Origin of the sequence: Chitinimonas koreensis, from assembly GCF_014353015.1 — a bacterium.
Lineage (GTDB): Bacteria > Pseudomonadota > Gammaproteobacteria > Burkholderiales > Chitinimonadaceae > Chitinimonas > Chitinimonas koreensis.
Map to the genome: position 1 here is coordinate 194,418 of NZ_CP060704.1, position 22,964 is coordinate 217,381.

Here is a 22,964-nt window from a genome sequence, read left to right on the forward strand (position 1 = left end):
TCAACAGAAGCCGATACCGCGCCGCGTCCATCGCTTGGGGCTTTCCCTGATAGGTGGCCGGCGGCAAAAGGAGGTACCAAGAAAAAGGCGCGCCAGCCGGCCGCCCCAGCCATTTTACGTCCGAACCGATGTCGCCCGCCGCCCGCCGTCTCCTGCCGCTGCTGCTGTTCTGCCTCGCCGCGCCGCTCGCCTGCGCCGACGCGGTGGTGCTGCGCTTCAGCCTGGCCGAGGCGCGCGACACGCCGAACGGCCGCGCCGCCGAGCGTTTCCGCCAGCTGGCGGCGCGCTATACCCAGGGCAAGGTCGAGGTGCGGATCTTCCCCAGCGGCGAGCTGTACAAGGATCGCGAAGACCTCGGCGCGCTGCAGGTGAACGCGGTGCAGATGCTGGTGCCGGCGCTGGGCAAGCTGGCGCGGCTGGGGTTGCGCCGGTTCGAGCTGTTCGACCTGCCCTACCTGTTCCCCGACGACCAGGCGGTGCACCGGGTGCTCGACGGCCCGAGCGGCCGCGCGCTGTTCGAGGATCTCGACGACTACGGCCTGGTCGGGCTGACCTACTGGGACGAGGGCTTCCTGCATTTCTCGGCCAACCGGTCGCTCAAGCGGGCCGAGGATTTCCGCGGCCTCAAGCTGCGGGTGGCGCCGGCGCCGCTGCTCGAGGCGAGGCTGCGCGCGCTCGGCGCCCAGCCGCGGCCGATGGCGGCCGACGAGGCCTTCGGCGCGCTCGAGCAGGGCCTCTTGGACGGCGCCGAATTCACCCTGCCCGATTTCGACGCGCTGCGCATGCAGTCGGCCCAGCGCCACCTGGCGTTGTCCTGGCATGGCTGGCAGGGCAATGCGGTGGTGGTGAACAAGCGCTTCTGGGACGACCTGCCGAACGATCTGCGCGGCGGCCTGATCGAGGCGCTGCGCCAGGCCACGGTCTACCAGCGCAAGCTGGCCGCCGAGGACAACCGCCGCGCGCTGGCGGCGATCACGGCCACCGGCGTGACCGAGGTGCAACCGATCCCGCTGGCCGAGCGCGAGCGCATGCGCCAATTGATGCGGCCGGTGCTCGAGCGCTATGCGGAGAGCGTCGATCGGGCGCTGCTCGAGCGTGTGCAGCGGGTGGTGGGGGCTTCACGGCGCTGAGCAACTGACGCGACAACCCTCTCCCTCCGGGGAGGGAGTAGTAGGCCGCACAGGCGGACACGGCGCACGCTGCATGCCCTTCCCCTTCCCCCTTCCCCTTCCCCCTTCCCCTTCCCGCCGCTCCGTCCGCCCGGGTAGCATCGCCCCACTCCAACGACGATACAAAGAGGGACACGATGGTCAGGGACGACAAGCACGAGGCGCTGGAAGCGGCGCGGCAATGGATCGCGCAGCACGAGGTGGAATACCTGCTGGCGCAGTTCGTCGACATCCACGGCGCCGCCAAGACCAAGGTGGTGCCGGCGCGCCACCTCGACATGCTGGTGCACACCGGCGCCGGCTTCTCCGGCTACGCGATCTGGGGCACCGGCCTGGCCCGCAACGGCGGCGACTACTACGCGCGGGCCGATCTCTCCACGCTGTGCCCGGTGCCCTGGCTGCCCGGCTACGCCCGCCTGGTCGGCGACGGCCACGTGCACGGCCAGCCGCACCCGCTGTGCTCGCGCGTGCTGCTCAAGACCCAGCTGGCGCGGCTGGCCGAGCGCGGCTGGACCTTCAACACCGGCCTCGAGCCCGAGTTCGTGCTGCTGCGCCGCCAGGCCGACGGCGACTACGTGCCGGCCGACGGCTTCGACCGGCTCGACAAGGCCAGCTACGACTACAAGGCGTTGGCGCGGCCCGACAACCGGCGCTTCCTCGAGCGCGTCACCGAGGCGATGGCCGCGGTCGGCGCCGACGTCTACCAGATCGACCACGAGGACGCGACCGGCCAGTACGAGATCAACTACGCCTACTCCGACGCGCTCAAGAGCGCCGACCGCTACACCTGGTTCAAGATGGCCGCGAGCTTCGCCGCGGAGGAGGCCGGCCTCTTGTGCAGCTTCATGCCCAAGCCCTTCGCCGACCGCGCCGGCTCCGGCCTGCACTTCCACGTCTCGATGGCCGACGCCGCCGGCGTCAACCTGTTCGAGGACGACAGCGATCCGCAGGGCTATGCGCTGAGCCAGCTCGGCTACCGCTTCCTGGCCGGCATCCTGCACCACGCGCCGGCGCTGACCGCGCTGTGCGCGCCGACGGTGAACAGCTACAAGCGGCTGGTGGTCGGCAACTCGCTGTCGGGCGCCACCTGGGCGCCGGCCTACGTGGCCTACGGCGACAACCGCACGGTGCTGGCGCGCTGCCCGGCGGCCGCATCGAATGGCGGCTGGCCGACGCCGGCGCCAATCCCTACCTGGTCAGCGCCGCGCTCCTGGCCGCCGGCCTCGACGGCATCGACCGCGCGCTCGAGCCGGGCCAGCCGGTCAACGACGACCTGTACGAATACGACGCGCGCCGCTTGCACGAGGCCGGCATCCGCCACGTGCCGCAGCACCTGGGCGAGGCGGTCGACGCGCTGGAGGCGGATCGTGTGCTGGCCGCCGCGCTGGGCGAGGAATTCGTCGCCGAGTTCGTCCGGCTCAAGCGGATGGAGTGGGTCGACTACCTGCGCCATGTGAGCGACTGGGAACGCAAGCGCTACGCCGACTTCTTCTGATCGGCCGGAGATTTGCCCCGGTCCGCTGAGCGGGCGGTTTTGTAGGAGCGGCTTCAGCCGCGAATGGCCGAGCGTGTTGCTGTCGATCATTCGCGGCTGAAGCCGCGCCTACGGGAACCCGCCGCCCCGGTTACTCCCGCCGCTTGCGGAACGCCCACAGCCCCGCCAGCGCGGTGAAGCCCGCCACCAGCGCCACCAGGAGCCAGAAGCCGTGCGGATGGTCGGCCAGCGGCACGCCGCCGACGTTCATGCCGAAGAGGCCGGCCAGGATGTTGATCGGCAGCGCCAGCACCGTCACCACCGTCAGCGTGAACAGGCTGCGGTTGGTCTGCTCGTTCAGCGTGGCGGCGATCTCTTCCTGCAGGAGCTTGATGCGCTCGACCAGCGCGGCGAGGTCGTCGAGCACCACCGCGAATTCCTCGGTCGACTGGCGCAGGTCCTGCACGTCCTCGCCGTGCAGCCAGCGCGGCGGCCGGTTGAGCAGGCGGAACAGCGCGCCAGGCTCGGGCGCCAGCAGCCGCTGCAGCCGCACCAGCACCCGCCGCAGCGCGCCCAGGTCGGCGCGGTTGCCGTGCAGCCGGCGCGACAGCAGCCGATCCTCGATGCCGTCCACCCGCGCGGTGGTCTCGCGCACGATCTGCACCAGCACGTCGGCCTGGTCGCGCAGCAGGTGCACCAGCAGCTCGGTCGGCGAGCGGAACAATTCGCCGCGCCGCACCGAGGCGCGCAGCTTGTCGACGCTGCGCAGCGGCCGCGCCCGTGCCGTCACCAGCAGCCGCCGGTCGGCGTGCACCCACAGCGTGGCGAGGTCGGAGGCGGCGAAATCGAAGTCGTACAGCACGTCGTTGACCACCGCCACCAGCGCGTCGTCGGCGTATTCGATGCGGGTCGAGCGCGAGCCCTCGTGCAGCGCCTCGAAGAAGGCCTCGGGCACGCCGAGGTTGTGCCGCATCCATTTCTCGCACAGCGCGTGCGACAGGTTGAAGTGCAGCCACAGGAAGCCGTCGAACGCCGCCGCCTGCAGGCCGGCCGCGGCGCTGGCCGAGTCGATCTCGACGCCGGGCTGGCCCGGCTGGAAGCGGTAGCCGCAGATCAGCCCGGCCTGGTCCGAGCCGTACTGTGCGGGGGCGATGTTCGGCTGCATGGCGATCCGGCCTCGGTCTGGCGTCGACGGCGACGCAGCAGTCTAACGCCGCGATGCGACGGGCGGTTTACCCGCAGTCGTCGCCCGCGCTTGATCCGCCTCAAGGCGGCCGCCGCGCGCGGCCGATAGCCTGCCTCCTCCCAAGCGAAGAGACGACCGGCCCGCGCCAAGGCCGGTCCACAGGAGAACAGGCGAACATGAACGGATACGCATTGCTGGAACTGGCCGGGCGCGCGCTCCTGCCGATCGTGCAGGGCGGCATGGGGGTCGGCGTGTCGGCCCACCGGCTGGCCGGCGCGGTGGCTGCCGAGAACGCGGTCGGCACGGTGGCCGCGGTCGACCTGCGCCACCACCACCCGGACCTGATGGAACGCACCCATCGCTGCCGCGACCGCGCCGCGATCGACCAGGCCAACCTCGAAGCGCTCGACCGCGAGGTGCGCGCCGCGCGCGAACGCGCCGGCGGCCGCGGCCTGATCGCGGTCAACGTGATGAAGGCGGTGCGCGAGCATGCCGCGCTGGTGCGGCAGGCCTGCGCCAGCGGCGCCGACGCCATCGTGATGGGCGCCGGCCTGCCGCTGGACCTGCCCGAGCTGACCGCCGAGCATCCGCGCACCGCGCTGATCCCGATCCTGTCGGACGCGCGCGGCGTCGGCATCGTGCTGAAGAAATGGCTGAAGAAGGGCCGCCGCGCCGACGCGGTGGTGATCGAGCATCCGGGCCACGCCGGCGGCCACCTCGGCGCCGCCCGCGTCGAGGAATTGCGCGACGGCCGTTTCGACTTCGCCCGCGTGCTGGCCGAGTGCCGCGCGCTGTTCGACGAGCTGGGCCTGGGCCGCGATGCGCCCAGGCTGATCGTGGCCGGCGGCATCGACAGCCACGCCAAGGCGCGCCACTGGCTCGGCTCGGGCGCCGACGCGGTGCAGCTCGGCACCGCCTTCGCGGTCAGCGAGGAAGGCGATGCGCATCCGGCCTTCAAGCAGGTGCTGGCCGGCGCGCAGCCGGAGGACCTGGTCGAGTTCGTCAGCGTGGCCGGCCTGCCGGCGCGCGCGGTGGCGACGCCGTGGCTGGCCGGCTACCTGCGCCGCGAGGGCCGGCTGCAGGCCGCCGCCCAGGCCGATCCGCGCCGCTGCACCCAGCGTATGGACTGCCTGAGCCAGTGCGGCCTGCGCGACGGCATCGGCCGCATCGGCCAGTTCTGCATCGACCTGAAGCTGGCGGCCGCCCTGCGCGGCGAGGTCGACCGCGGCCTGTTCTTCCGCGGCGCCGGCCGCTTGCCGTTCGGCACGGCGATCCGGCCGGTGCGCGAGCTGATCGACCATCTGCTGCACGGCACCTGGCCGGCCGGGCTGGAGCCCGCGGCGGCCTGAGCGATCCGCAGCAGGCTGCGCTGCCGCTCGATGTCGATGCGCATGCAGGAGCGGCTTCGGCCGCGAATGGCCGGTCGAGTCCCGACCGTCGTTCGCGGCTGAAGCCGCTCCTGCGGGACGGGCGGTAGGTCGGACTTCAGTCCGGCGGCGGCACCGATCGAGATCGCTGTCGGACTGAGGTCCGACCTGCAGGCGTGGCCATCGCCGAGTAGCGTGGTGCACGAGCCGCGGCGGGTGGGCAGGTCGGGCTTCATGCCCGACAGCGACCTCGATCAAGTACCGCCGTCGGGCGCGAGACGGGGCAGGCGCTGGAGCCCCGCCTGCGAACCGCCGGCGGCGCGGGCCGATGGGCGCGGCGGCCGCTGCGGTACAATGCCGGCTTCCGTTTTTCCGGCCCGATCCCACGTGCAGAGCAGCCGCGACCTCTACTTCCGCATCCTGCGCCATACCCTGGCCTACAAATGGCCGCTGCTCGCCTCGATGGTCTCGCTGGCGCTGGTCGCCGCCACCGAGGCGAGCTTCGGCTGGCTGCTGCAGCCGCTGATCGACCTCAACTTCTCGCAGACCGCCAGCCACTTCCCGCTGATCGGCCAGCTGCTGCCGGTCGATCCGACCCGCGGCTGGCCGCTGTGGGGCGTGCCGGTCGCGCTGCTGAGCGTCGCCTTCGTGCGCTTCCTCGCCAGCTACGTCAACGCCTACTCGGCGGCCTGGCTGGCTTCCAAGGTCCAGCACGACCTGCGCGCGCTGATGTTCGGCCGGCTGATGCGGCTGCCGGTGGCGACCTTCGACCAGGAATCGGCCGGCGTGCTGCTGTCGCGCGTCACCTTCGACGTCACCTCGATCACCCAGGCCAACACCCAGGTGCTGACCGTGCTGTTCAAGGACGCGCTGACTGTGGTGTTCCTGCTGTGCTCGCTCCTGGCGATCGACTGGCAGCTCACCCTGTTCTGCTTCGCGGTGATCCCGGCCATCGCGGTCTGCGTCGCGCTGATGAGCCGCCGCATGCGCCGGCTCAGCCTGTTCAACCAGGGCGCCATCGGCGAGCTGACCCGCATCCTCGACGAGGCGCTCGGCGGCCAGCGCATCGTCAAGGTGTTCGGCGGCCAGCCCTACGAGGAGGCGCGGTTCGACCAGGCCGCCAAGCACGTGCGGCAGGCCATGGTGAAGCTCGATTCGACCTCGGCGCTCAACTCCGGCACGGTGATGCTGATCGTCGCCATCGTGCTGGCGGCCATCATCTATTTCGCCAGCCTGCGCAGCCAGTCGGCGGCGCTGACCGCCGGCGCCTTCGTCACCTTCATGGTGCAGATGCTGCAGCTGCAACAGCCGATCAAGAACCTGACCAAGATGAACGAGCAGCTGCAGCGCGGCCTGGCCGCCGCCGAGACGGTGTTCGGCCTGATCGACCGGCCGATCGAGCCCGACCACGGCCGGCGCGAGGTGGCGCGCGCCGAGGGCGCGCTCGAATTCCGCGGCGTGCGCTTCCGCTACGGCGAAGGCCCGCGCTGGGCGCTCGACGGCGTCGACCTGGCCATCGCGCCGGGCGAGGTGGTGGCGCTGGTCGGCGGCTCGGGCGGCGGCAAGACCACCCTGGCGACGCTGCTGCCGCGCTTCTACGACCCGACCGAGGGCGCCGTGCTGCTCGACGGCCACGACCTGCGCGACTACACGCTGGCCAGCCTGCGCCGCCAGATCGCGCTGGTGAGCCAGGAAGTGGTGCTGTTCAACGACACGGTGGCGGCCAACATCGCCTACGGCGCGGGCGAAGTCGACCTGGCCCGGGTGCACGCCGCCGCGCGCGCGGCCCATGCCTACGACTTCATCGAGGCGATGGCCGACGGCTTCCAGACCGTCATCGGCGAGAACGGCGTGCGGCTGTCGGGCGGCCAGCGCCAGCGGCTGGCCATCGCGCGGGCGATCTACAAGGACGCGCCGATCCTGATCCTGGACGAGGCCACCAGCGCGCTCGACACCGAATCGGAGCGCCAGGTGCAGGCTGCGCTCGAAGTGCTGATGCGCGGCCGCACCACGCTGGTGATCGCGCACCGGCTCAGCACCATCGAGAACGCCAGCCGCATCGTCGCCATGCACGGCGGCCGCGTCGCCGAGGTCGGCAGCCACGCCGAGCTGCTCGGCCGCGACGGCGTCTACGCCAATCTCTACCGCCAGCAGCGGGCGGCCGCGGCATGAAGATCGAAACCCGCCAGATCCGGCCGGCCGCGATCCGCCGCGTGCTGGTGACCAAGCTGCGCCACCACGGCGACGTGCTGCTGGTCACGCCGGTGCTGCGCAGCCTCAAGCGCCAGCTGCCGTGGGCCGAGATCGACGCGCTGGTCTACGACGAGACGCGCGCGATGTTGGCCGACAACCCGCACCTGGCGCAGCTGCACACCATCAAGAAGACCCGCGCCGCCGGCGGCAGCCGCGCCAAGCTGCGGCACGAGATCGGGCTGTTCCGCACGCTGCGCGCGCGCGACTACGACCTGGTGCTGCACCTGACCGAACACAACCGCGGCGCGACGCTGGTACGGCTGCTCGGGCCGCGCTGGTCGGTCAGCCTCGACGGGCCGTGGAACCGCTGGTTCAAGCGCAGCTTCACCCATCTGTACCAGCCGCTGTGGCTCAACCAGCGCCATATCGTCGAGCAGAACCTCGACGCGCTGCGCGCGCTCGGCCTGTACCCCAGCGAAGAGGACAAGCAGCTCGAACTGGTGCCCGGCACGGCGGCCGAGGAGGCGACGCTGGCGGCGCTGCACGCGGCCGGCATCGAGCCCGGCGGCTACATCCTGGTCCATCCCGGTTCGCGCTGGGCCTACAAGGTCTGGCCGGCCGAGCGGGTGGCGGCGTTGATCGGCCGGCTGCTCGACGCCGGCCACAAGGTGGTGCTGACCGGCGCGCCCGACGAGGCCGAGCGCGCCATGGCCGCCGCCATCCTGGCCCTGCTCGGTCCGCGCGCGGCGCAGGTGCACGACCGCGTCGGCCAATTGGGCCTGCGCGAGCTGGCCGCCTACATCGGCCAGGCGCGGCTGATGGTCGGCGTCGACTCGGTGCCGATGCACATGGCGGCCGCGCTCGGCACGCCGGTGGTGGCGCTGTTCGGGCCGTCCAACCTCAACGAATGGGGCCGTGGCGGGTGCCGCGGCGCATCGTCTCGGCCGACCTGACCTGCCTGCCCTGCGGCATGAAGGGCTGCGGCAATTCCGGCTACAGCGAGTGCCTGGCCTTCCTGCCGAGGGCGGGTGCTGGCGGCGGTGAACGAATTGCTGGCCGAGACGGAGGGCCGTCGTCCATGAGCGCCTCCGTACGAGTGCCCCGTAGGAGCGGCTTCAGCCGCGAATCGTCGAGCGTGCCACGTCCACCATTCGCGGCTAAAGCCGCTCCTACGTGGTGCCGCCGGCCGATTTCCGGGAAGGATCACTGACATGTGCGGCATCGCAGGCTTTTTCGGTACCCGGCCGATCGCCGCCGCCACGCGCGCGGCCATGCTGGTGGCGCTGCGCCGGCGCGGTCCGGACAGCCAGCACGAGACCGCCTGGGACGCCGCCGGCCGGCCGGTGGCGCCGCACGATGCGGCGCTCGGCGCCCTGCTGCATGCGCGACTGGCCATCATCGACCCGCGGCCCGAGGCCGACCAGCCGATGGTCGACGAGTCCGGCCAGGTCTGGCTCTGCTACAACGGCGAGGTCTACGGCTGGGCCGACCAGGCGGCCGAACTCAAGCGCCAGGGCGTGCGCTTCAATACCCGTTCCGACACCGAATTCATCCTGCGCGGCTACCAGGCCTGGGGCATCGAAGGGCTGCTGGCGCGGCTGCGCGGCATGTTCGCCTTCGCCCTGCTCGATCGCGGCACCGGCAAGCTCTACCTCGTGCGCGACCGCATGGGCGAGAAGCCCCTGCTGTACGCGGCAAGGCCCGACGGCATCGCCTTCGGCTCGACCGTGCGCAGCGTGCTGCCCTGGCTGCCGCAGGGCGAACGCCGGTTCGACGCCGCCGCGCTCGACGCCTACCTGGCCCACCGCTACGTGCCGGCGCCGGCCACCGTGTTCGCCGGCATCCGCCGGCTCGAGAACGGCCACTACCTCGAGATCGACCTGGCCGACTGGCAGCCGCGCAAGCGCCGCTACTGGCAGCCGATCGCGCGCGGCGCGGCGACGATGGACGAGGCGCTGGCCGAGCTGGCCACCGCCACCGAGCTGCGCACGGTGGCCGACCGGCCGCTCGGCGTGTTCCTGTCGGGCGGCATCGATTCGAGCTGCGTCGCCAGCATGCTGGCCGCGCGCGGCCATACCCGACTGCACACCTTCACCGCGGCCTTCCCCGGCAGCCATTTCGACGAGAGCGCGGACGCGGCCGAGATCGCCGCCACGCTCGGCCTCGCCAACCATCCGCTGCCGGTGCCGACCACGCTCGGCGATGCTTTCGAGCGCATCGTCGCCGACCTCGACGAGCCGTTCGCCGATCCGTCGAGCTTCCCGACCTGGTTCCTGGCGCGCGAGACGGTCAGGCACGTCACCGTGGTGCTCGGCGGCGACGGCGGCGACGAGGTGTTCGCCGGCTACAAGCGCCATCCCAAGCACCTGCGCAGCGCCTGGCGCGGCGGCCTGCGGCTGCCGCTGAAGGGCACCGCCAGCCTGCGCGGCCGCGGCTGGGCCAAGATCGCCGACGAGCTCGGCATTAGCTGGCTCGACGGCTACAGCCTGCGCTTCTCCGGCTTCACGCCGGCGCAGCGGCGCTTCCTGCAGGGGGCAAGCCGCTGGCCCGGCTGACCGGCTGGCGGCCGGCCGACGCGCCCGAGCGCGCGCCGATCAAGCAGCTGCTGGCGCTCGACTTCGCCAATACGCTGCCCGAATACATCCTGCGCAAGGGCGACCTGTGCACCATGGCGCACGGCCTGGAGCTGCGCGCGCCGATGCTCGACCACGTCTGGCTGGAGAAGCTGTTCGCGGTGGACGACGGCGCCCGCTTCACCGAGCCGGCCAAGCGCATGCTGGCCGGCGCGATGCCGCAACTGGCGGCGCTGGACCTGTTCGGCCGCAAGAAGCGCGGCTTCAACCCGCCGCTGCGCGACTGGCTGCGGCAGGACCTGGCGCCGAGGCTGGCCGGCCTCGGCGGCCGCCTGGCCGCGGCCAGCGACGGCCTGCTCGACGCCGCCGCGGTCGACGCCTTCGCCGCCGCCTACCAGGCCGGCGACGAAGCGCTGGCCGAACAACTGCTGCAATTGCTGATCCTCGACGAAAGCCTGGCGCAGCTGCGCCGGCTGGCCGCCGAGGCCTGAACCGAAGCTTGCCCATGACCACACCGCATATCGCCGTCCTGGCGCTCGACGACGCCTCCGCCGCCGATCAGGCCCGTTTCCTCGCCGCGCTGTATGCCGCCGAGGCGCTGGCGCGTTGCCGCATCACCGTGCTGGCTGCGGCCGGCGGGCCGGCCGCCGCGCTGGCACGGCCGGCCTGGGTCGAGCTCTCGGCCGTGGCCGGCCTGGCCGAACTGCCGGCCGCGCTGGCCCGATTGCACGCCGCCGCGCCCCTGGCCGCGGTGCACGCCTGCGGCCCTGCCGAGCACCGTGCGGCGGTGGCGCTGAAGCAGGCCAGCGCCACCCCGCTGTTCGTGCTGCGCAACCGCTTCGCCGCCGAGACGCTGCCGCAGGACCGCGCCGCGATCCGGCTGCACAACAAGCAGACGGCGATCAACCTGTTCTTCGACGGCGCCACCTTCGACGCCATGCGCGGCGGCGCGCCCGGCCTGCGGCTCGACAATCCCTACCTGCTGGCGCAGCCCGAGCTGGGCGAGCAGGGGCCGGCGCTGATGCTGGAGCACTGCTACCTGTCGCTGCTGTCGCCCGACCGCGACCACCGCGTCAGCGGCCACAAGCGCGACCATTCGCACCTCGGGCTGGCCTTCGTCACCCACTTCTACTGCAACCAGAAGAGCACCGACTCGGTGATGGCGATGCTGGCGCGCTACGCCCGGATGCGGCCCGACATCCTCGACCGGGTGCACTTCGTGGTGGTCGACGACGGCTCGCCGGTCGAATACGAGATTCCCGACTTCGGCCTCAACCTGACCTGGCTCAAGGTCGACCGCGACATCCGCTGGAACCAGGGCGGCGCACGCAATCTCGGCGTCACCTATGCGCGCGCCGACAAGGTGGTGCTGACCGACCTCGATCACGAATTCCCCGAGGAGACCTTCGAGCGCCTGCTGGCGCGGCGGCCCTGCGGCAAGCGGCTGTACCGCTTCTGGCGCCAGGACGGGCAGGGCGGCTGGCAGAAGGGCCATCCGAACATCTTCTTCCTGTCGCGCGCGCGCTTCATGGAGCACTTCGGCTACGACGAGGAATTCGCCGGCCACTACGGCGCCGAGGACATCCGCTTCGTGAAGTACCAGAAGGCGATGGGCACGCTGCACTACCACCTGCCGCGGCGCTACTGGTGCTACGAGCGGCAGGACATCGACCGCGGCCGCGCCTACCACAGCCTGGGCCGCGACCTGTCGTTCAACACGCCGGTCGACAGCCGCAAGCGGCAGGAGCTCGACGAATACGGCCACGGCGCCGGCCACAGCCGGTCCTTCCTCGGCTTCAGCTGGACCACGCTGCGCGAGGACTGGCGCACGGTCGAGCGGCCGCGCCGGCCCGATCAGCGCTGGAAATGGCGCCAACTGCTGCGGCAGCTGATGCCGCGCGGCTGGTAGGGGGAAAGTCATGGTTACGGCCTTTGTAGGTCGGGCTTTATGCCCGACAGCGATCCGGCCCTGCGGTGCCGTCGGGCATAAAGCCCGACCTACCCTGCCGGGGCGACGATGCCTACGCGAATCCCTTGAACCGGTTCTATCCATCGGGCGGCTCGGCATGAATTCCGACCCGCGGGCCGAATGAGCGAATCCATCGCTCGCCCGCTGACCGTCGTCCTGCTGATCGACGGCCTGCCCGGCGGCGGCGCCGAGAAGGTGGTGCTGACGCTGGCCGCGGCCATGGCGCGCGCCGGCCACGCGGTCACCCTGCTGTCGCTGCGGGCGGTGTGCGAATACCCGGTGCCGCCCGGCGTGCGCTACCTGCTGGTGGAGGACCGCGAGCGCGGCCCGCTGCGCCGCGTCGGCGAGATCGGCCGCCGCGCGCGCGCGCTCGACGCCGCGCTGGCGGCCACCTTCGGCGACGCGCCGATCGACCTGGCGATCTCCAACCTGCCCAAGACCGACCGCATCGTGGCCGCCTCGAAGCGCCTGAAGCGCGCCTGGATGTGCCTGCACTGCGCGCTCGAGGTCGGCAGCCTGGCCGGCCGCAGCGGGCTCAAGCGCTGGATCAAGCATCGCCAGCTGCTGCGCACCTATTCGGGCCGCCGGCTGATCACCGTGTCGGCGGCGCTGCAGGACGACGTGCGCGCGCTCGGCATCGCGCCGGCGCGCATGGTCACGATCTACAACCCGTTCGAATTCGAGGCGATCCGCGCCCAGGCGGCCGAGGCCTGCCCGATCGAGGGCGACTTCGTGCTGCACGTCGGCCGCTTCAACCACCAGAAGCGGCACGACCGCCTGCTCGAGGCCTTCGCGCAGAGCCGCTTCGGCGGCCGGCTGGTGCTGCTGGGCAGCGGCGGCGCGGCCGAGGTCGCGCCGGTGCGCGCTCAGGTCGAGGCGCTCGGGCTGGCCGACCGGGTGGTGTTCGCCGGCTTCCAGGCCAATCCCTACCCCTATATGCGCGCCGCGCGCGCGCTGGTGCTGAGCTCGGACTACGAAGGCTTCGGCAACGTGCTGGTCGAGGCGCTGGCCTGCGGCACGCCGGTGGTCAGCACCGATTGCCCGTCGGGGCCGGACGAGATCCTGACCGGCCCGCTGGCGACCGGCCTCGCCGAACTGACGCCCGAGGCGCTGGCCGCCGCCATCGACCGCGTGCTGGCCGCGCCGCCGCCGATCGACCCGGCTGCGCTCGAACGCTTCGGCGTCGACCACGTCACCCGCCAATACCTGGCCCTGGCCGAACCGACATGACCGCGCTCTCCATCATCATCGCCGCCCACGACGCGGCCGCCTACCTGGGCCGCACGCTCGAGCGGCTGGCCGCCGAGCTGCCGGCCGGCGCCGACGTCGAGGTGCTGCTGATCGACGACGCCTCGACCGACGCGACCGGCGCCATCGCCGCCGAGCAGGCCGGCCGCCACGGCTGGCTGCGGGTGCTGCGGGTCGAATTCCGCAACGTCGGCAAGGTTCGTCAGTTCGGCGTGCAGCAGGCGCGCGGCCGCCATATCACCTTCCTAGACAGCGACGACGCCTTCATGGACGGCGCGCTGGCCTGGCTGCTGGCCACGCTGGCGGCGCAGCAGCCCGACGCGCTGCTGGCGCCGCTGCGCGAGGTGAGCGACGCCGACCGCGCCGAGCCGATCGCGGCCGACCTCGCGGTGCGGCCGATCTCCACCGCCGCGGCGATCGACGCCTTCCTCGACCACCGGCGCATCCAGGGCCACCTGATCGGCAAATGCTTCTCGCGCGCGCTGCTGGCCAGCTGCGAGATTCCCGGCCTCAGCGCCTACGAGGATCTCGCCGTGCTGCCCGAGCTGCTGCTCGGCGCCCAGCGCATCGTGCTGGCCTCGGACGCCTTCTACCTCTACCTCAAGCGGCCCGGCAGCCTGTCCAGCCGGGCGCGCGGCTGGCCGCGGCTGGCCGAGCAGGTCGCGGCGCTCGAGCGGGTCGAGCGGGCGCTGGCGCCGTGGGTGCCGGCGCATCGGCTCGGCGTGTTCTGGGTCGAGCTGGCCCATGCGCTGAGCGCCACGCCCGACGGCGCCGCGCTGCTGCCGGACCATCCGGCCATCGGCCGGCGGGTGGCGGCGCTGCCGCTGTGGCGCTTCCTGCTCTCGCCCTCGGTGCGCACCAGTCTCAAGCGCAAGCTGCTCAAGCTGGGCGCGCTGCGCCGGGCGGCCGGGGCGCGATGAGCGTTTCGCGTTCCGCCTGGCTCGGCGGCCTCGCCGCGCTGGCGCTGTTCGCCCAGCCGGCGCTGCTGGCCGGCTGGCCGGCCGGGTCGCGCGGCCTGGCGCTGTGGCTGTGCCTGATCGGCTTGCTGATGGCGGGCTGGCAGCGCCGGCAGGCGCGCCATGGCGTGGCCGACCGCGGCCCGGCCGATCGCGGCCCGGCCGACCCGCTGGCCGCGCAGGCCGGCCTCGCCTTCCTGCTGTTCGCGCTGGCGCTGGCGCTGGCCCATCTGTTCAACCCGGCCGCCAGCACCGATCACCGGCGCATCGTCGACGCGCTGCTGGCCGGCGGCGCGCTGTGCTTCGCCGCGCGCACGCGCGGCCAGGCCGGCGCCTGGTGGGCCGGCTGCGCGGCGGCGGCGATCGCCATGGCGCTGCAATCGGGCTACGAGGTGTACGTGCTCGGCGCCGAGCGCGCACGCGGCTATCACTTCTGGGTCAGTTGGGGCTCGCTGGGCCTGATGCTCGGCCTGCTGCCGCTGTCGGCCCGGCCGCCGGGCTGGCGCCACGGCTGGCGCCGCGCGCTGCTGTGGGCCGGGGCGGCCGGCGGACTGGCCACCGCCTGGCTGTCGGGCTCGCGCTCGGTCTGGCTGGCCGCCGCGGCGCTGGCGGTGTGGCGGCTCGGCCGGCGGCGGCCGGCGGCGCTGTGGGCGCTGGCGCTCGGCGCGCTGCTGCTGCTGGCCGCCACCGGCCTGGCGCCCAGCGGCGCGCAGCGCTGGCAGATGGCGCTGTCCGATCTCCAGCAGTACCGGGGCGGCAATGCCGACACCTCGCTCGGCCTGCGCCTCCTGATGTGGCAGGAAGCGTTCGCGGCCTGGCAGCAGGCGCCGTGGTTCGGCCTCGGCGTCGGCGGCTTCCAGGACTGGCTGGCCGCGGCGGTGGCGCAGGGTCGTGGCCCGGCCAGCCTGCTGACCCACGGCCATGCCCACAACGAAGCGCTGAATGCACTGGTCAGCGCAGGTCTGCTAGGCTTGGCGGCCACCGTGCTGCTGCTGTGGCTGCCCTGGCGCGCCTTCGCCCGCCGCGAGGCCGAGGCGCGCGACCCGGCCGCCGCCGCCGCCGCGCGCGGCGGCAAGACGCTGGTGCTGGCGATGGCGCTGCTCGGCCTGGCCGATACGCTGCTGCTGCACGGCTTCCTGCTCGGCTGGTATGCGATCGCCGCCATGCTGCTGCTGGGCTGGTCGGCGCCGGCCGGCCGGGGCAAGACCTGATAACGATACGAGATGCGCCCGCCGCCGGGCGCGGATGCGAACCCATGACCGAGCCCCACGACCCGTCTTCCGTCGGCTTCGTCACCGCCCAGTGCGCGGTGTTCGACGACCCTTTCCCGCTGCAGGGGGGGCCGTGATCCCGCACTATCAGCTGATGTACGAGACCTACGGCACGCTGAACGCCGAGCGTTCCAACGCGATCCTGATCTGCCACGCGCTGTCGGGGAATCATCACGTCGCCGGCCGCTACACCGCCGAGGACAAGTATCCGGGCTGGTGGGACAGCATGATCGGCCCCGGCAAGCCGATCGACACCAACCGATTCTTCGTGGTCGGCGTCAACAACCTCGGCGGCTGCCACGGCTCGACCGGCCCCTCGAGCATCGACCCGGCCACCGGCCGGCCGTGGGGCTCGAAATTCCCGGTGGTGGTGGTCAACGACTGGGTGCAGTCGCAGGCGCGGCTGGCCGACCGGCTCGGCATCGAGCGCTGGGCCGCGGTGATCGGCGGCAGCCTCGGCGGCATGCAGGCGCTGCGCTGGACCGTGACCTTCCCGCAGCGCGTGCGCCACTGCATCACCATCGCCTCGGCGCCCAAGCTCACCGCGCAGAACATCGCCTTCAACGACGTCGCCCGCAACGCGATCCTGACCGATCCCGATTTCCACGGCGGCGACTACTACGCCCACGGCGTGGTGCCGCGGCGCGGCCTCAGGCTGGCGCGCATGCTCGGCCACATCACCTACCTGAGCGACGAGGGCATGGGCGGCAAGTTCGGCCGCACGCTCAAGTCCGACGGCTACCAGTTCGGCTACGGCACCGAGTTCGAGATCGAGAGCTACCTGCGCTACCAGGGCGACCGTTTCGCCGACGTGTTCGACGCCAATACCTATCTCTTGATGACCAAGGCGCTCGACTACTTCGACCCGGCCCGCCACTTCGGCGGCAGCCTGCCGGCCGCGCTGGCCGCCACGCCGGCGCGCTTCCTGGTGGTGGCCTTCACCAGCGACTGGCGCTTCTCGCCCGAGCGCTCCAAGGAGACCGTCAAGGCGCTGCTCGACGCCAAGAAGCCGGTGACCTATGCCGAGATCGAATCGGTGCATGGCCACGACGCCTTCCTGATGACCGACGAACCCTATATGCGCCTGATGGATGCCTATCTGAAACGCGTGGCCGAGGAGGTAGGCGCATGAATCCGCACACCTCCAGCACCGAACTGCGGCCCGACCTGGCGCGCATCGCCGGCTGGATCGCGCCCGAGACGCGGGTGCTCGACCTCGGCTGCGGCGACGGCGAACTGCTGGCCCACCTGCGCGACCACAAACAGGTGGTCGGCTACGGCGTCGAGATCGACATGGACGGCGTGATCGGCGCGGTCGGCCGTGGCGTCAACGTGATCCAGCGCGACCTCGAGTCGGGCCTGGCCGGCTTCGAGCCGGCCAGCTTCGACTACGTGGTGCTGTCGCTGACCATCCAGTCGATGCGGCGCATCGAGTTCATCCTCGACGAGATGCTGCGGGTCGGCCGCACCGGCATCGTCACCTTCCCCAACTTCGGCTACTGGGAGAACCGCTGGCAGCTGCTGTTCGGCCGCATGCCGGTGTCGGAGACCATCCCCTACCAGTGGTACAACACGCCCAACATCCACCTGTGCACGCTCGACGACTTCGACGACCTGGTCACCTCGCGCGGCGCGCGCGTGATGGCCCAGGTGGTGATGCACCAGGGGCGCCGCATCACCTTCCTGCCCAACCTGCTGGGCAGCCTGGCGCTGGTGCGGTTCGAGCGGGCCGAACGGTAAGGCGGGACGGCGCGCGGCGGACGGCCGCCGCGGCCGAACGAGGAGAACGCGATGTATCGACTCTATGGCAGCAAGGGCTGCGGCTCGGCCGCGATCGAGGCGGCGCTGGTGCTGGCCGGCCAGCCCTATGAAGCGATCGAGGCCGCGCCATGGGATGGCGGCCCCGGGGTCGACGCGCTGCGCGCGCTCAATCCGCTGGCCCAGATCCCGACGCTGGTGGCGCCCGACGGCACGGTGCTGACCGAGAGCGTGGCGATCCTGATCTGGCTCGACGGCCAGCACCCGGATGCGGGCCTGCTGCCGGCCGAGCCGGCGGCGCGCGCGGTCGCGCTGCGCTGGCTGGTGTTCCTGTCGGCCAATGCCTATGCCGCGATCAGCGTGGGCGACTATCCCGAGCGCTGGGTCGACGGCGAGGAGGCCCAGGCCAGCCTGCGCAAGCAGGCCAAGGCGCGCCTGCAGGACTACTGGCTGATGCTCGAAGCCGCGCTCGGCGACACGCCCTGCCTGTTCGGCCAGCGCATCGGCGCGCTCGACCTGCTGGCCGCCACCATGGTCCACTGGCGGCCGGGCCGCGCCTGGTTCCAGAAACATTGTCCCAGGCTGATGGCGGCGGTCCGCCATACCGAGCAGGATCCGCGGCTGGCGGCCCTGTGGGCCGCGCAGTTCGGCCGCTGATCGATTCAACCGGGCGCCCGCCGCCTCGCCGCGGCGGGCGCCGTTTTTTTGCAGCATCGATGAACGAATACGAAGACTTCCTGCGCGGCCTGCCCGCGCTGATCGACGGCCTGGCCACCCACGGCCACGTCGTCTGCGACGATTTCCTGAGCCCGGCCCAGACCGCGGCCCTGCGCGACGAAGGCGCGCAGCGGCTGGCCGGCGGCGAATTCCACCGAGCCGGCGTCGGCCGTGCCGAGCAGCAGGCGGTGCGCGACGAGATCCGCGGCGACAGCGTGCGCTGGCTCGACCCGCAGCGGCGCGCGCCGGCCGAGCAGGCCTACTGGCAGCGCATCGAGGCGCTGCAGGCGGCGCTCAACCGCGAGCTGTTCCTCGGCATCCGCGAGGGCGAGTTCCACTATGCCCACTACCCGGTCGGCGGCTTCTACAAGCGCCACCTCGACCGTTTCCGCGACGACGATGCGCGCGTGGTGTCGGTGGTGTGCTATCTGAACGAAGGCTGGCAGGACGCCGACGGCGGCCAGCTGCGGCTGTGGCTGGAGGCCGGCGAGGATGCGCCGCAGCTCGACATCGCGCCGCGCGGCGGCCGGCTGGTGCTGTTCATGGCCGACCGCTTCTGGCACGCGGTGCTGCCGGCGACGCAGCCGCGCTGGTCGGTGACCGGCTGGCTGCGGCGGGCGGGCTGAGGCCCGTCGATCGCGTGAGGGTTTTGTAGGAGCGGCTTCGGCCGCGGATGGCGGACGCATCGCCGGCGCCATTCGCGGCTGAAGCCGCTCCTACAAGGGGGCGATCGGCCTGCGGTGGCGTCGGTCGGGCTTACCCGCCTAGTCACCGGCTGCCCGCCACCGTAGGTCGGGCATAAAGCCCGACCTACGTGGTGCGCGGATCGCCGACGGGCATGAGGCCCAGGCGGGGCGTCGGCGGATGCCCAGGAAAAAGGACGGCCTCGGCCGTCCTTTTCTTCCTGCCAACGATGCTCCGCTCAGTGCGGCTTGTGCTGCATCAGCTTGTCGGTGAAGGCCATCACCAGCGCCGACAAGAGGAAGGTGCAGTGGATCACCACCTGCCACAGCAGGCCCGATTCGCTGATGGTGCTGGTCGGGCTGCCCAGGTCGGAGGCGCTGATGAAGCTTTTGAGCAGGTGGATCGACGAGATGCTGATCAGCGCCAGCGACAGCTTGGTCTTGAGCACGCCGGCGTTGACGTGGCTGAGCCACTCGGGCCGGTCCTCGTGCTTCTCGAGCGAGTCGATCTTGGAGACGAAGGTCTCGTAGCCGCCGATCACCACCATCACCAGCAGGTTGGCGATCATCACCACGTCGATCAGGCCGAGCACGATCAGCATGATCTGGGTCTCGGAGAAGGTGGTGGCGTGGCTGACCAGGTGCCACAGCTCATGCAGGAAGTGGTAGACGTAGACGCCCTGGGCCAGGATCAGGCCGACATAGAGCGGCGCCTGCAGCCAGCGGCTCCAGAAGATGAACGATTCGAGTCGGTGGACGGCGGAGGTCATGCGGTTCCCTATGCGTATGCGGCAAAAAACAGGTGGCAAGTATCCATTTCTGTGGGGGGATGCAAGCGGGGAAGGGGAGAGGGGGAAGGGGGAAGGGGGAAGGGGAAGGGGAAGGGGGAAGGGGGAAGGGTAACCCCATCCCCACCCCAACCCTCCCCTTGAAGGGGAGGGAGCTGCGTTGCGACACCTATAACGATCACAGCCCATCCAGAATGACGCGCCCTACTCCTCCCCTTCAAGGGGGAGGCTGGGTGGGGGATGGGGTTACCCTTCCCCTTCCCCCTTCCCCCTTCACACCGCCAGCTCCAACCGCCCCGCCCCCGCCAGGCAAGTCCCCCGCCCATCGCGTGCGAAGGCCACCAGCGTCAGCCCGGCCGCCTCGGCCAGCCGGACCGCCATCGCGCTGGCGGCCGAGACCGCGCACAGCGCCGGCAGGCCGACCGTCGCGGCCTTCTGCGCCAGCTCGAAGCTCGCCCGCGCGCTGACCAGCGCGAAACCGTCGCCCGGCGCGACGCCGGCCCGCGCCAGCTTGCCCAGCAGCTTGTCGAAGGCGTTGTGGCGGCCGACGTCCTCGGCGGCGTACAGCAGCGCGCCGTCGCGGTCGGCGAAGGCCGCGACGTGGGCGCCGCCGGTCGGGCCGCCCAGCCGCTGCTGCGACGGCAGCGCCGCCATCGCCCGCTCGACCGCGGCGGGCGCGAGGCGGAAATCGTCGGTCAGCCGCGGCGGCACCCGGTTGGCCGCCGCCAGGTCGCGCGCGCCGCACAGGCCGCAGGCCGAGCTGGCCAGCGCTGCCGCCTGGCGCGCCGCCACCCGGTCGAGGCAGGCCGGGTCGATCTCGATCAGCACCGCCATGCCCTGCGCGGTCGGCACCACCTCGACCGCGCCGATCTGCGCCGGCCGCTCGACCAGGCCCTCGCTCCAGCTGAAGCCGATCGCCAGCGCCTCCAGCTCCAGCGGCGTCGCCAGGGTGACGATGGCGTGGCGGCCGTTCCATTCGAGCGAGACCGGCACTTCCTCGATCACCGCGTCGCTCACGGCCGTGGTGCTCACCGCCGCGGCCATGCCTGCCGCTGCGTTCGTCCCCTCCGTCGCGTTCGCGCGCCCCGTCGCATTCGCGACCCCGTCGCATCCGCGCCCCCCGTCGCATTCGCGACCCCCGTCGCATTCGCGACGGTGGCCTCCCACCGTACCCGGGCAGCGCCTGCCAGCCCTGCGCCAGCGCCTCCGCCGGCGGCATCAGCCCGCTCACCGGCCGCCTCCGGCGCGCTGCACCGCCGAGCGCGCCAGCTGCACCGGGATCTCCTTGCTGGCCGGCGTGCGGGTGTAGCGCGATACCAGGCCGCGGCCGACCAGCGGCGTGGCCTCGGGGAAGTAGGCGGCGATGCAGCCGGCCGGGATGTCGTAGGGCACCAGCCGGAAGCCGTGCACGCTGCGCGGCTCGCCGTCGTCGCAGCGCGCGTGCAGGTCGACGTAGTCGCCGGCCGCGAAACCGAGCCGGGCCAGGTCGGCCGGGTGGATCAGCACCACGTGGCGGCCGCCGAAGATGCCGCGGTAGCGGTCGTCCTGGCCGTAGACGGTGGTGTTGTACTGGTCGTGCGAGCGGATGGTCATCAGCGCCAGCACCGTGTCGCCCCAGACGGCGCGGGCACGGTGCACCGGGCCGTCGGTCGGCACCGGGTGGACGCGGAACTGCGCCTTGCCCGACGGCGTCGCCCAGCGCCGCTCGCTGGCGGCGTTGACCAGGCGGAAGCCGCCCTTCCGGCCGACGCGGGCGTTGAAGTCCTGGTAGCCGTCGAACACACCGGCCATGCAGCGCTCGATGCGCTCGCGGATGCGGCCGTAGTCGCGCGCCAGGCCGAGCCAGTCGATCGGCGCCTCGCCGAGCAGCGCGTGGCCCAGGCCCGCCACGATGGCCGGCTCGCTGCGCTGATGCGCGCTGCGCGGCGTGGCGAAGCCCTGCGAGGCGTGCACCATGCTCATGCTGTCCTCGACCGTGACGAACTGCTCGACGCCGTCCTGCAGGTCGCGGTCGGTGCGCGCCAGGCAGGGCAGGATCAGGCCGAGCTGGCCCGGGTAGCAGTGGGTGCGGTTGAACTTGGTGGCGATGTGCACGGTGAGCGTGCAGCGCGACAGCGCCGCGGTCAGCCGGGCGGTGTCGGGCGCGGCGGCGGCGAAATTGCCGCCGAGGCTGAGGAAGGCCTGGACGCTGCCGTCGAGCAGGCCGCCGACCGTCTCGATCGCGTCGCGGCCGTCGCGCCGCGGCGGTTCGATGCCGAACTCGGCCGCCAGGTTGTCGAGCCAGCGCGCCGGCGGCCGGCTGGTGACGCCCATGGTGCGGTCGCCCTGCACGTTGGAATGGCCGCGCACCGGCACCGCGCCGCAGCCGGGCCGGCCGACGTTGCCGCGCAGCAGCAGCAGGTAGACGATGGTCTGCACCGTCGCCACGCTGTGCTCGTGGTGGGTGATGCCCATGCACCAGGTGGCGATGGTGCGCTCGCTGGCGGCGTACAGCGCCGCCGCCTCCTCCATCTGGGCACGGGCGAGGCCCGATTCGGCCTCGATCAGCGCCCAGTCCTCCATCGCCAGGTCATCGCGCAGCGCGGCGTAGCCCTCGGTGTGCGCGGCGATGAAGGCCTCGTCGACCAGCGCCGCGCCGCCGGCCGCGCGCGCCGCGGCGTCCTGCGCCAGCAGCGCCTTCATCACGCCCTTGAGCGCGGCCAGGTCGCCGCCGATCTTCACCTGGTAGATCCGGTGCGCCACCGCCAGGCCGCGGCCGGTCAGCATCTCGGCCGGGTCCTGCGGATCGGCGAAGCTGACGAAGCCGCGCTCCTTCAGCGGATTGAACGCCAGCACCTTGGCGCCGCGCCGCACGGCGGCGTGCAGCGTGCCCATCATGCGCGGATGGTTGGTGGCCGGGTTCTGGCCGATCACGACGATCAGGTCGGCCTGGTCGAAATCGTCGAGCGTGGCGGTGCCCTTGCCGACGCCGATGACCTCCTTCATCGCGTAGCCCGACGGCTCGTGGCACAGGTTGGACGAATCGGGCAGGTTGTTGCTGCCGTAGGCGCGCGCCAGCAGCTGCCACAGGAAGGCCGCCTCGTTGCTCGAGCGGCCCGAGGCGTAGAAGGCGGCCGCCTCGGGCGCGGTCGCGCGCAGCACGGCGGCGGCGCGCGCCAGCGCGTCGTCCCAGGAGATCGGCAGGTAGCGGTCGCTGGCGGCGTCGTAGCACAGCGGCTCGGTCAGCCGGCCGTGGTCTTCGAGTTCGAAATCGGTCTGGCGGCGCAGTTCGGCCAGCGTATGGGCGGCGAACAGGTCCGGCGTGGCCAGCCGCGCGGTCAGCTCGGCCGCCACCGCCTTCATGCCGTTCTCGCAGGCGTCGACCGTGCGGCCGTCGTTGCGGTCGGGCCAGGCGCAGCCGGGACAGTCGAAGCCGTGGTGCTGGTTGGCGCGCAGCAGCGCCAGCGGGCCCTTGATCGGCAGCCGGTGCAGCCGGAAGGTGCGCCGCACCGCGCCGAGCGCGCCCCAGCCGCCGGCCGGGCGGTCGTACGGTTCGCTGTGCGCTTCGGGTCGGTCGGGCGTGTCCACGGTATCCATCCTGTCTCGGTGCCGCCCGGCGGCGGCTCGGCGCAA

At 72.1% G+C, this 22,964-nt stretch carries 17 protein-coding genes and 2 pseudogenes; 15 read left to right on the forward strand and 4 right to left on the reverse strand.

The genetic code is table 11. The features are described 5' to 3' along the window. The first annotated feature begins 128 nt into the window (after nt 1-128). A complete protein-coding gene (locus H9L41_RS00745; RefSeq protein WP_034607681.1) occupies nt 129-1,130 on the forward strand; it encodes a DctP family TRAP transporter solute-binding subunit in 1,002 nt (333 codons plus the stop codon). A gap of 317 nt (nt 1,131-1,447) precedes the next feature. Then, nucleotides 1,448-2,664 (forward strand): annotated as a pseudogene (gene glnT, locus H9L41_RS00750) (type III glutamate--ammonia ligase). A gap of 130 nt (nt 2,665-2,794) precedes the next feature. Here the strand turns inward: glnT and H9L41_RS00755 are convergent. Continuing rightward, the gene (locus H9L41_RS00755; protein WP_028445675.1) at nt 2,795-3,808 is read right to left on the reverse strand and encodes a transporter; all 1,014 of its coding nucleotides are present in this window, start codon (nt 3,806-3,808) and stop codon (nt 2,795-2,797) included. Between the two features lie 197 nt (nt 3,809-4,005). Between H9L41_RS00755 and H9L41_RS00760 the strand changes: the two genes are divergently transcribed. The 13 genes and pseudogenes from H9L41_RS00760 to H9L41_RS00815 all read left to right on the forward strand — a co-directional run bounded on the left by H9L41_RS00760 (nt 4,006) and on the right by H9L41_RS00815 (nt 18,507). Beyond that, nucleotides 4,006-5,178: an NAD(P)H-dependent flavin oxidoreductase gene (locus H9L41_RS00760; RefSeq protein WP_028445676.1), complete on the forward strand. Its 1,173-nt coding sequence runs from the start codon at nt 4,006-4,008 to the stop codon at nt 5,176-5,178. Nucleotides 5,179-5,583: 405 nt separating this feature from the next. Next, nucleotides 5,584-7,368 (forward strand): lipid A export permease/ATP-binding protein MsbA, encoded by a 1,785-nt coding sequence (msbA, locus tag H9L41_RS00765; protein WP_028445677.1) that lies wholly within the window; start codon nt 5,584-5,586, stop codon nt 7,366-7,368. Further along, entirely contained in the window at nt 7,365-8,342 is a 978-nt protein-coding gene (gene rfaQ / locus H9L41_RS00770; protein WP_265583904.1) for a putative lipopolysaccharide heptosyltransferase III, read from the forward strand. Before msbA ends, rfaQ begins: the two co-directional genes overlap by 4 nt. Nucleotides 8,343-8,600: 258 nt before the next feature. Next, a complete protein-coding gene (gene asnB / locus H9L41_RS00775) occupies nt 8,601-9,944 on the forward strand; it encodes an asparagine synthase (glutamine-hydrolyzing) (protein ID WP_265583905.1) in 1,344 nt (447 codons plus the stop codon). Between the two features lie 50 nt (nt 9,945-9,994). Continuing rightward, nucleotides 9,995-10,453 carry an asparagine synthase-related protein gene (locus tag H9L41_RS24210; protein ID WP_265584081.1) on the forward strand — a complete coding sequence of 153 codons (459 nt, stop codon included), beginning with the start codon at nt 9,995-9,997 and terminating at the stop codon, nt 10,451-10,453. Between the two features lie 14 nt (nt 10,454-10,467). Then, nucleotides 10,468-11,871: a glycosyltransferase family A protein gene (locus H9L41_RS24215; protein WP_211236847.1), complete on the forward strand. Its 1,404-nt coding sequence runs from the start codon at nt 10,468-10,470 to the stop codon at nt 11,869-11,871. A 180-nt stretch (nt 11,872-12,051) separates the two neighbouring features. Continuing rightward, a complete protein-coding gene (locus tag H9L41_RS00785; RefSeq protein ID WP_211236848.1) occupies nt 12,052-13,161 on the forward strand; it encodes a glycosyltransferase in 1,110 nt (369 codons plus the stop codon). Beyond that, on the forward strand, nt 13,158-14,099 hold the full coding sequence (locus tag H9L41_RS00790; RefSeq protein ID WP_051318891.1) for a glycosyltransferase family 2 protein: 942 nt from the start codon (nt 13,158-13,160) through the stop codon (nt 14,097-14,099). The genes H9L41_RS00785 and H9L41_RS00790 overlap by 4 nt, the downstream gene beginning before the upstream one ends. Beyond that, entirely contained in the window at nt 14,096-15,346 is a 1,251-nt protein-coding gene (locus tag H9L41_RS00795) for an O-antigen ligase family protein (RefSeq protein ID WP_028445682.1), read from the forward strand. Before H9L41_RS00790 ends, H9L41_RS00795 begins: the two co-directional genes overlap by 4 nt. 44 nt (nt 15,347-15,390) lie before the next feature. Next, nucleotides 15,391-16,538 (forward strand): annotated as a pseudogene (gene metX, locus H9L41_RS00800) (homoserine O-succinyltransferase MetX). Then, nucleotides 16,535-17,146: a methionine biosynthesis protein MetW gene (gene metW, locus H9L41_RS00805; RefSeq protein WP_028445684.1), complete on the forward strand. Its 612-nt coding sequence runs from the start codon at nt 16,535-16,537 to the stop codon at nt 17,144-17,146. Before metX ends, metW begins: the two are co-directional and overlap by 4 nt. Nucleotides 17,147-17,197: 51 nt before the next feature. Beyond that, complete coding sequence (locus H9L41_RS00810; protein ID WP_028445685.1) at nt 17,198-17,821, forward strand: glutathione S-transferase family protein; 624 nt, start codon at nt 17,198-17,200, stop codon at nt 17,819-17,821. Between the two features lie 59 nt (nt 17,822-17,880). Further along, nucleotides 17,881-18,507, forward strand: coding sequence for a 2OG-Fe(II) oxygenase (locus H9L41_RS00815; RefSeq protein ID WP_051318892.1), 627 nt, complete (start codon nt 17,881-17,883; stop codon nt 18,505-18,507). A gap of 296 nt (nt 18,508-18,803) precedes the next feature. On the opposite strand, the gene H9L41_RS00820 is transcribed toward H9L41_RS00815, so the two are convergent. From H9L41_RS00820 to H9L41_RS00830, 3 genes are all read right to left on the reverse strand, one after another. Beyond that, nucleotides 18,804-19,334 carry a TIGR00645 family protein gene (locus tag H9L41_RS00820; protein ID WP_028445687.1) on the reverse strand — a complete coding sequence of 177 codons (531 nt, stop codon included), beginning with the start codon at nt 19,332-19,334 and terminating at the stop codon, nt 18,804-18,806. Between the two features lie 291 nt (nt 19,335-19,625). Then, nucleotides 19,626-20,384, reverse strand: coding sequence for a formate dehydrogenase accessory sulfurtransferase FdhD (fdhD, locus tag H9L41_RS00825; protein WP_169730159.1), 759 nt, complete (start codon nt 20,382-20,384; stop codon nt 19,626-19,628). A gap of 195 nt (nt 20,385-20,579) precedes the next feature. Beyond that, a complete protein-coding gene (locus tag H9L41_RS00830; protein WP_028445688.1) occupies nt 20,580-22,919 on the reverse strand; it encodes an FdhF/YdeP family oxidoreductase in 2,340 nt (779 codons plus the stop codon). Nucleotides 22,920-22,964 lie beyond the last annotated feature (45 nt).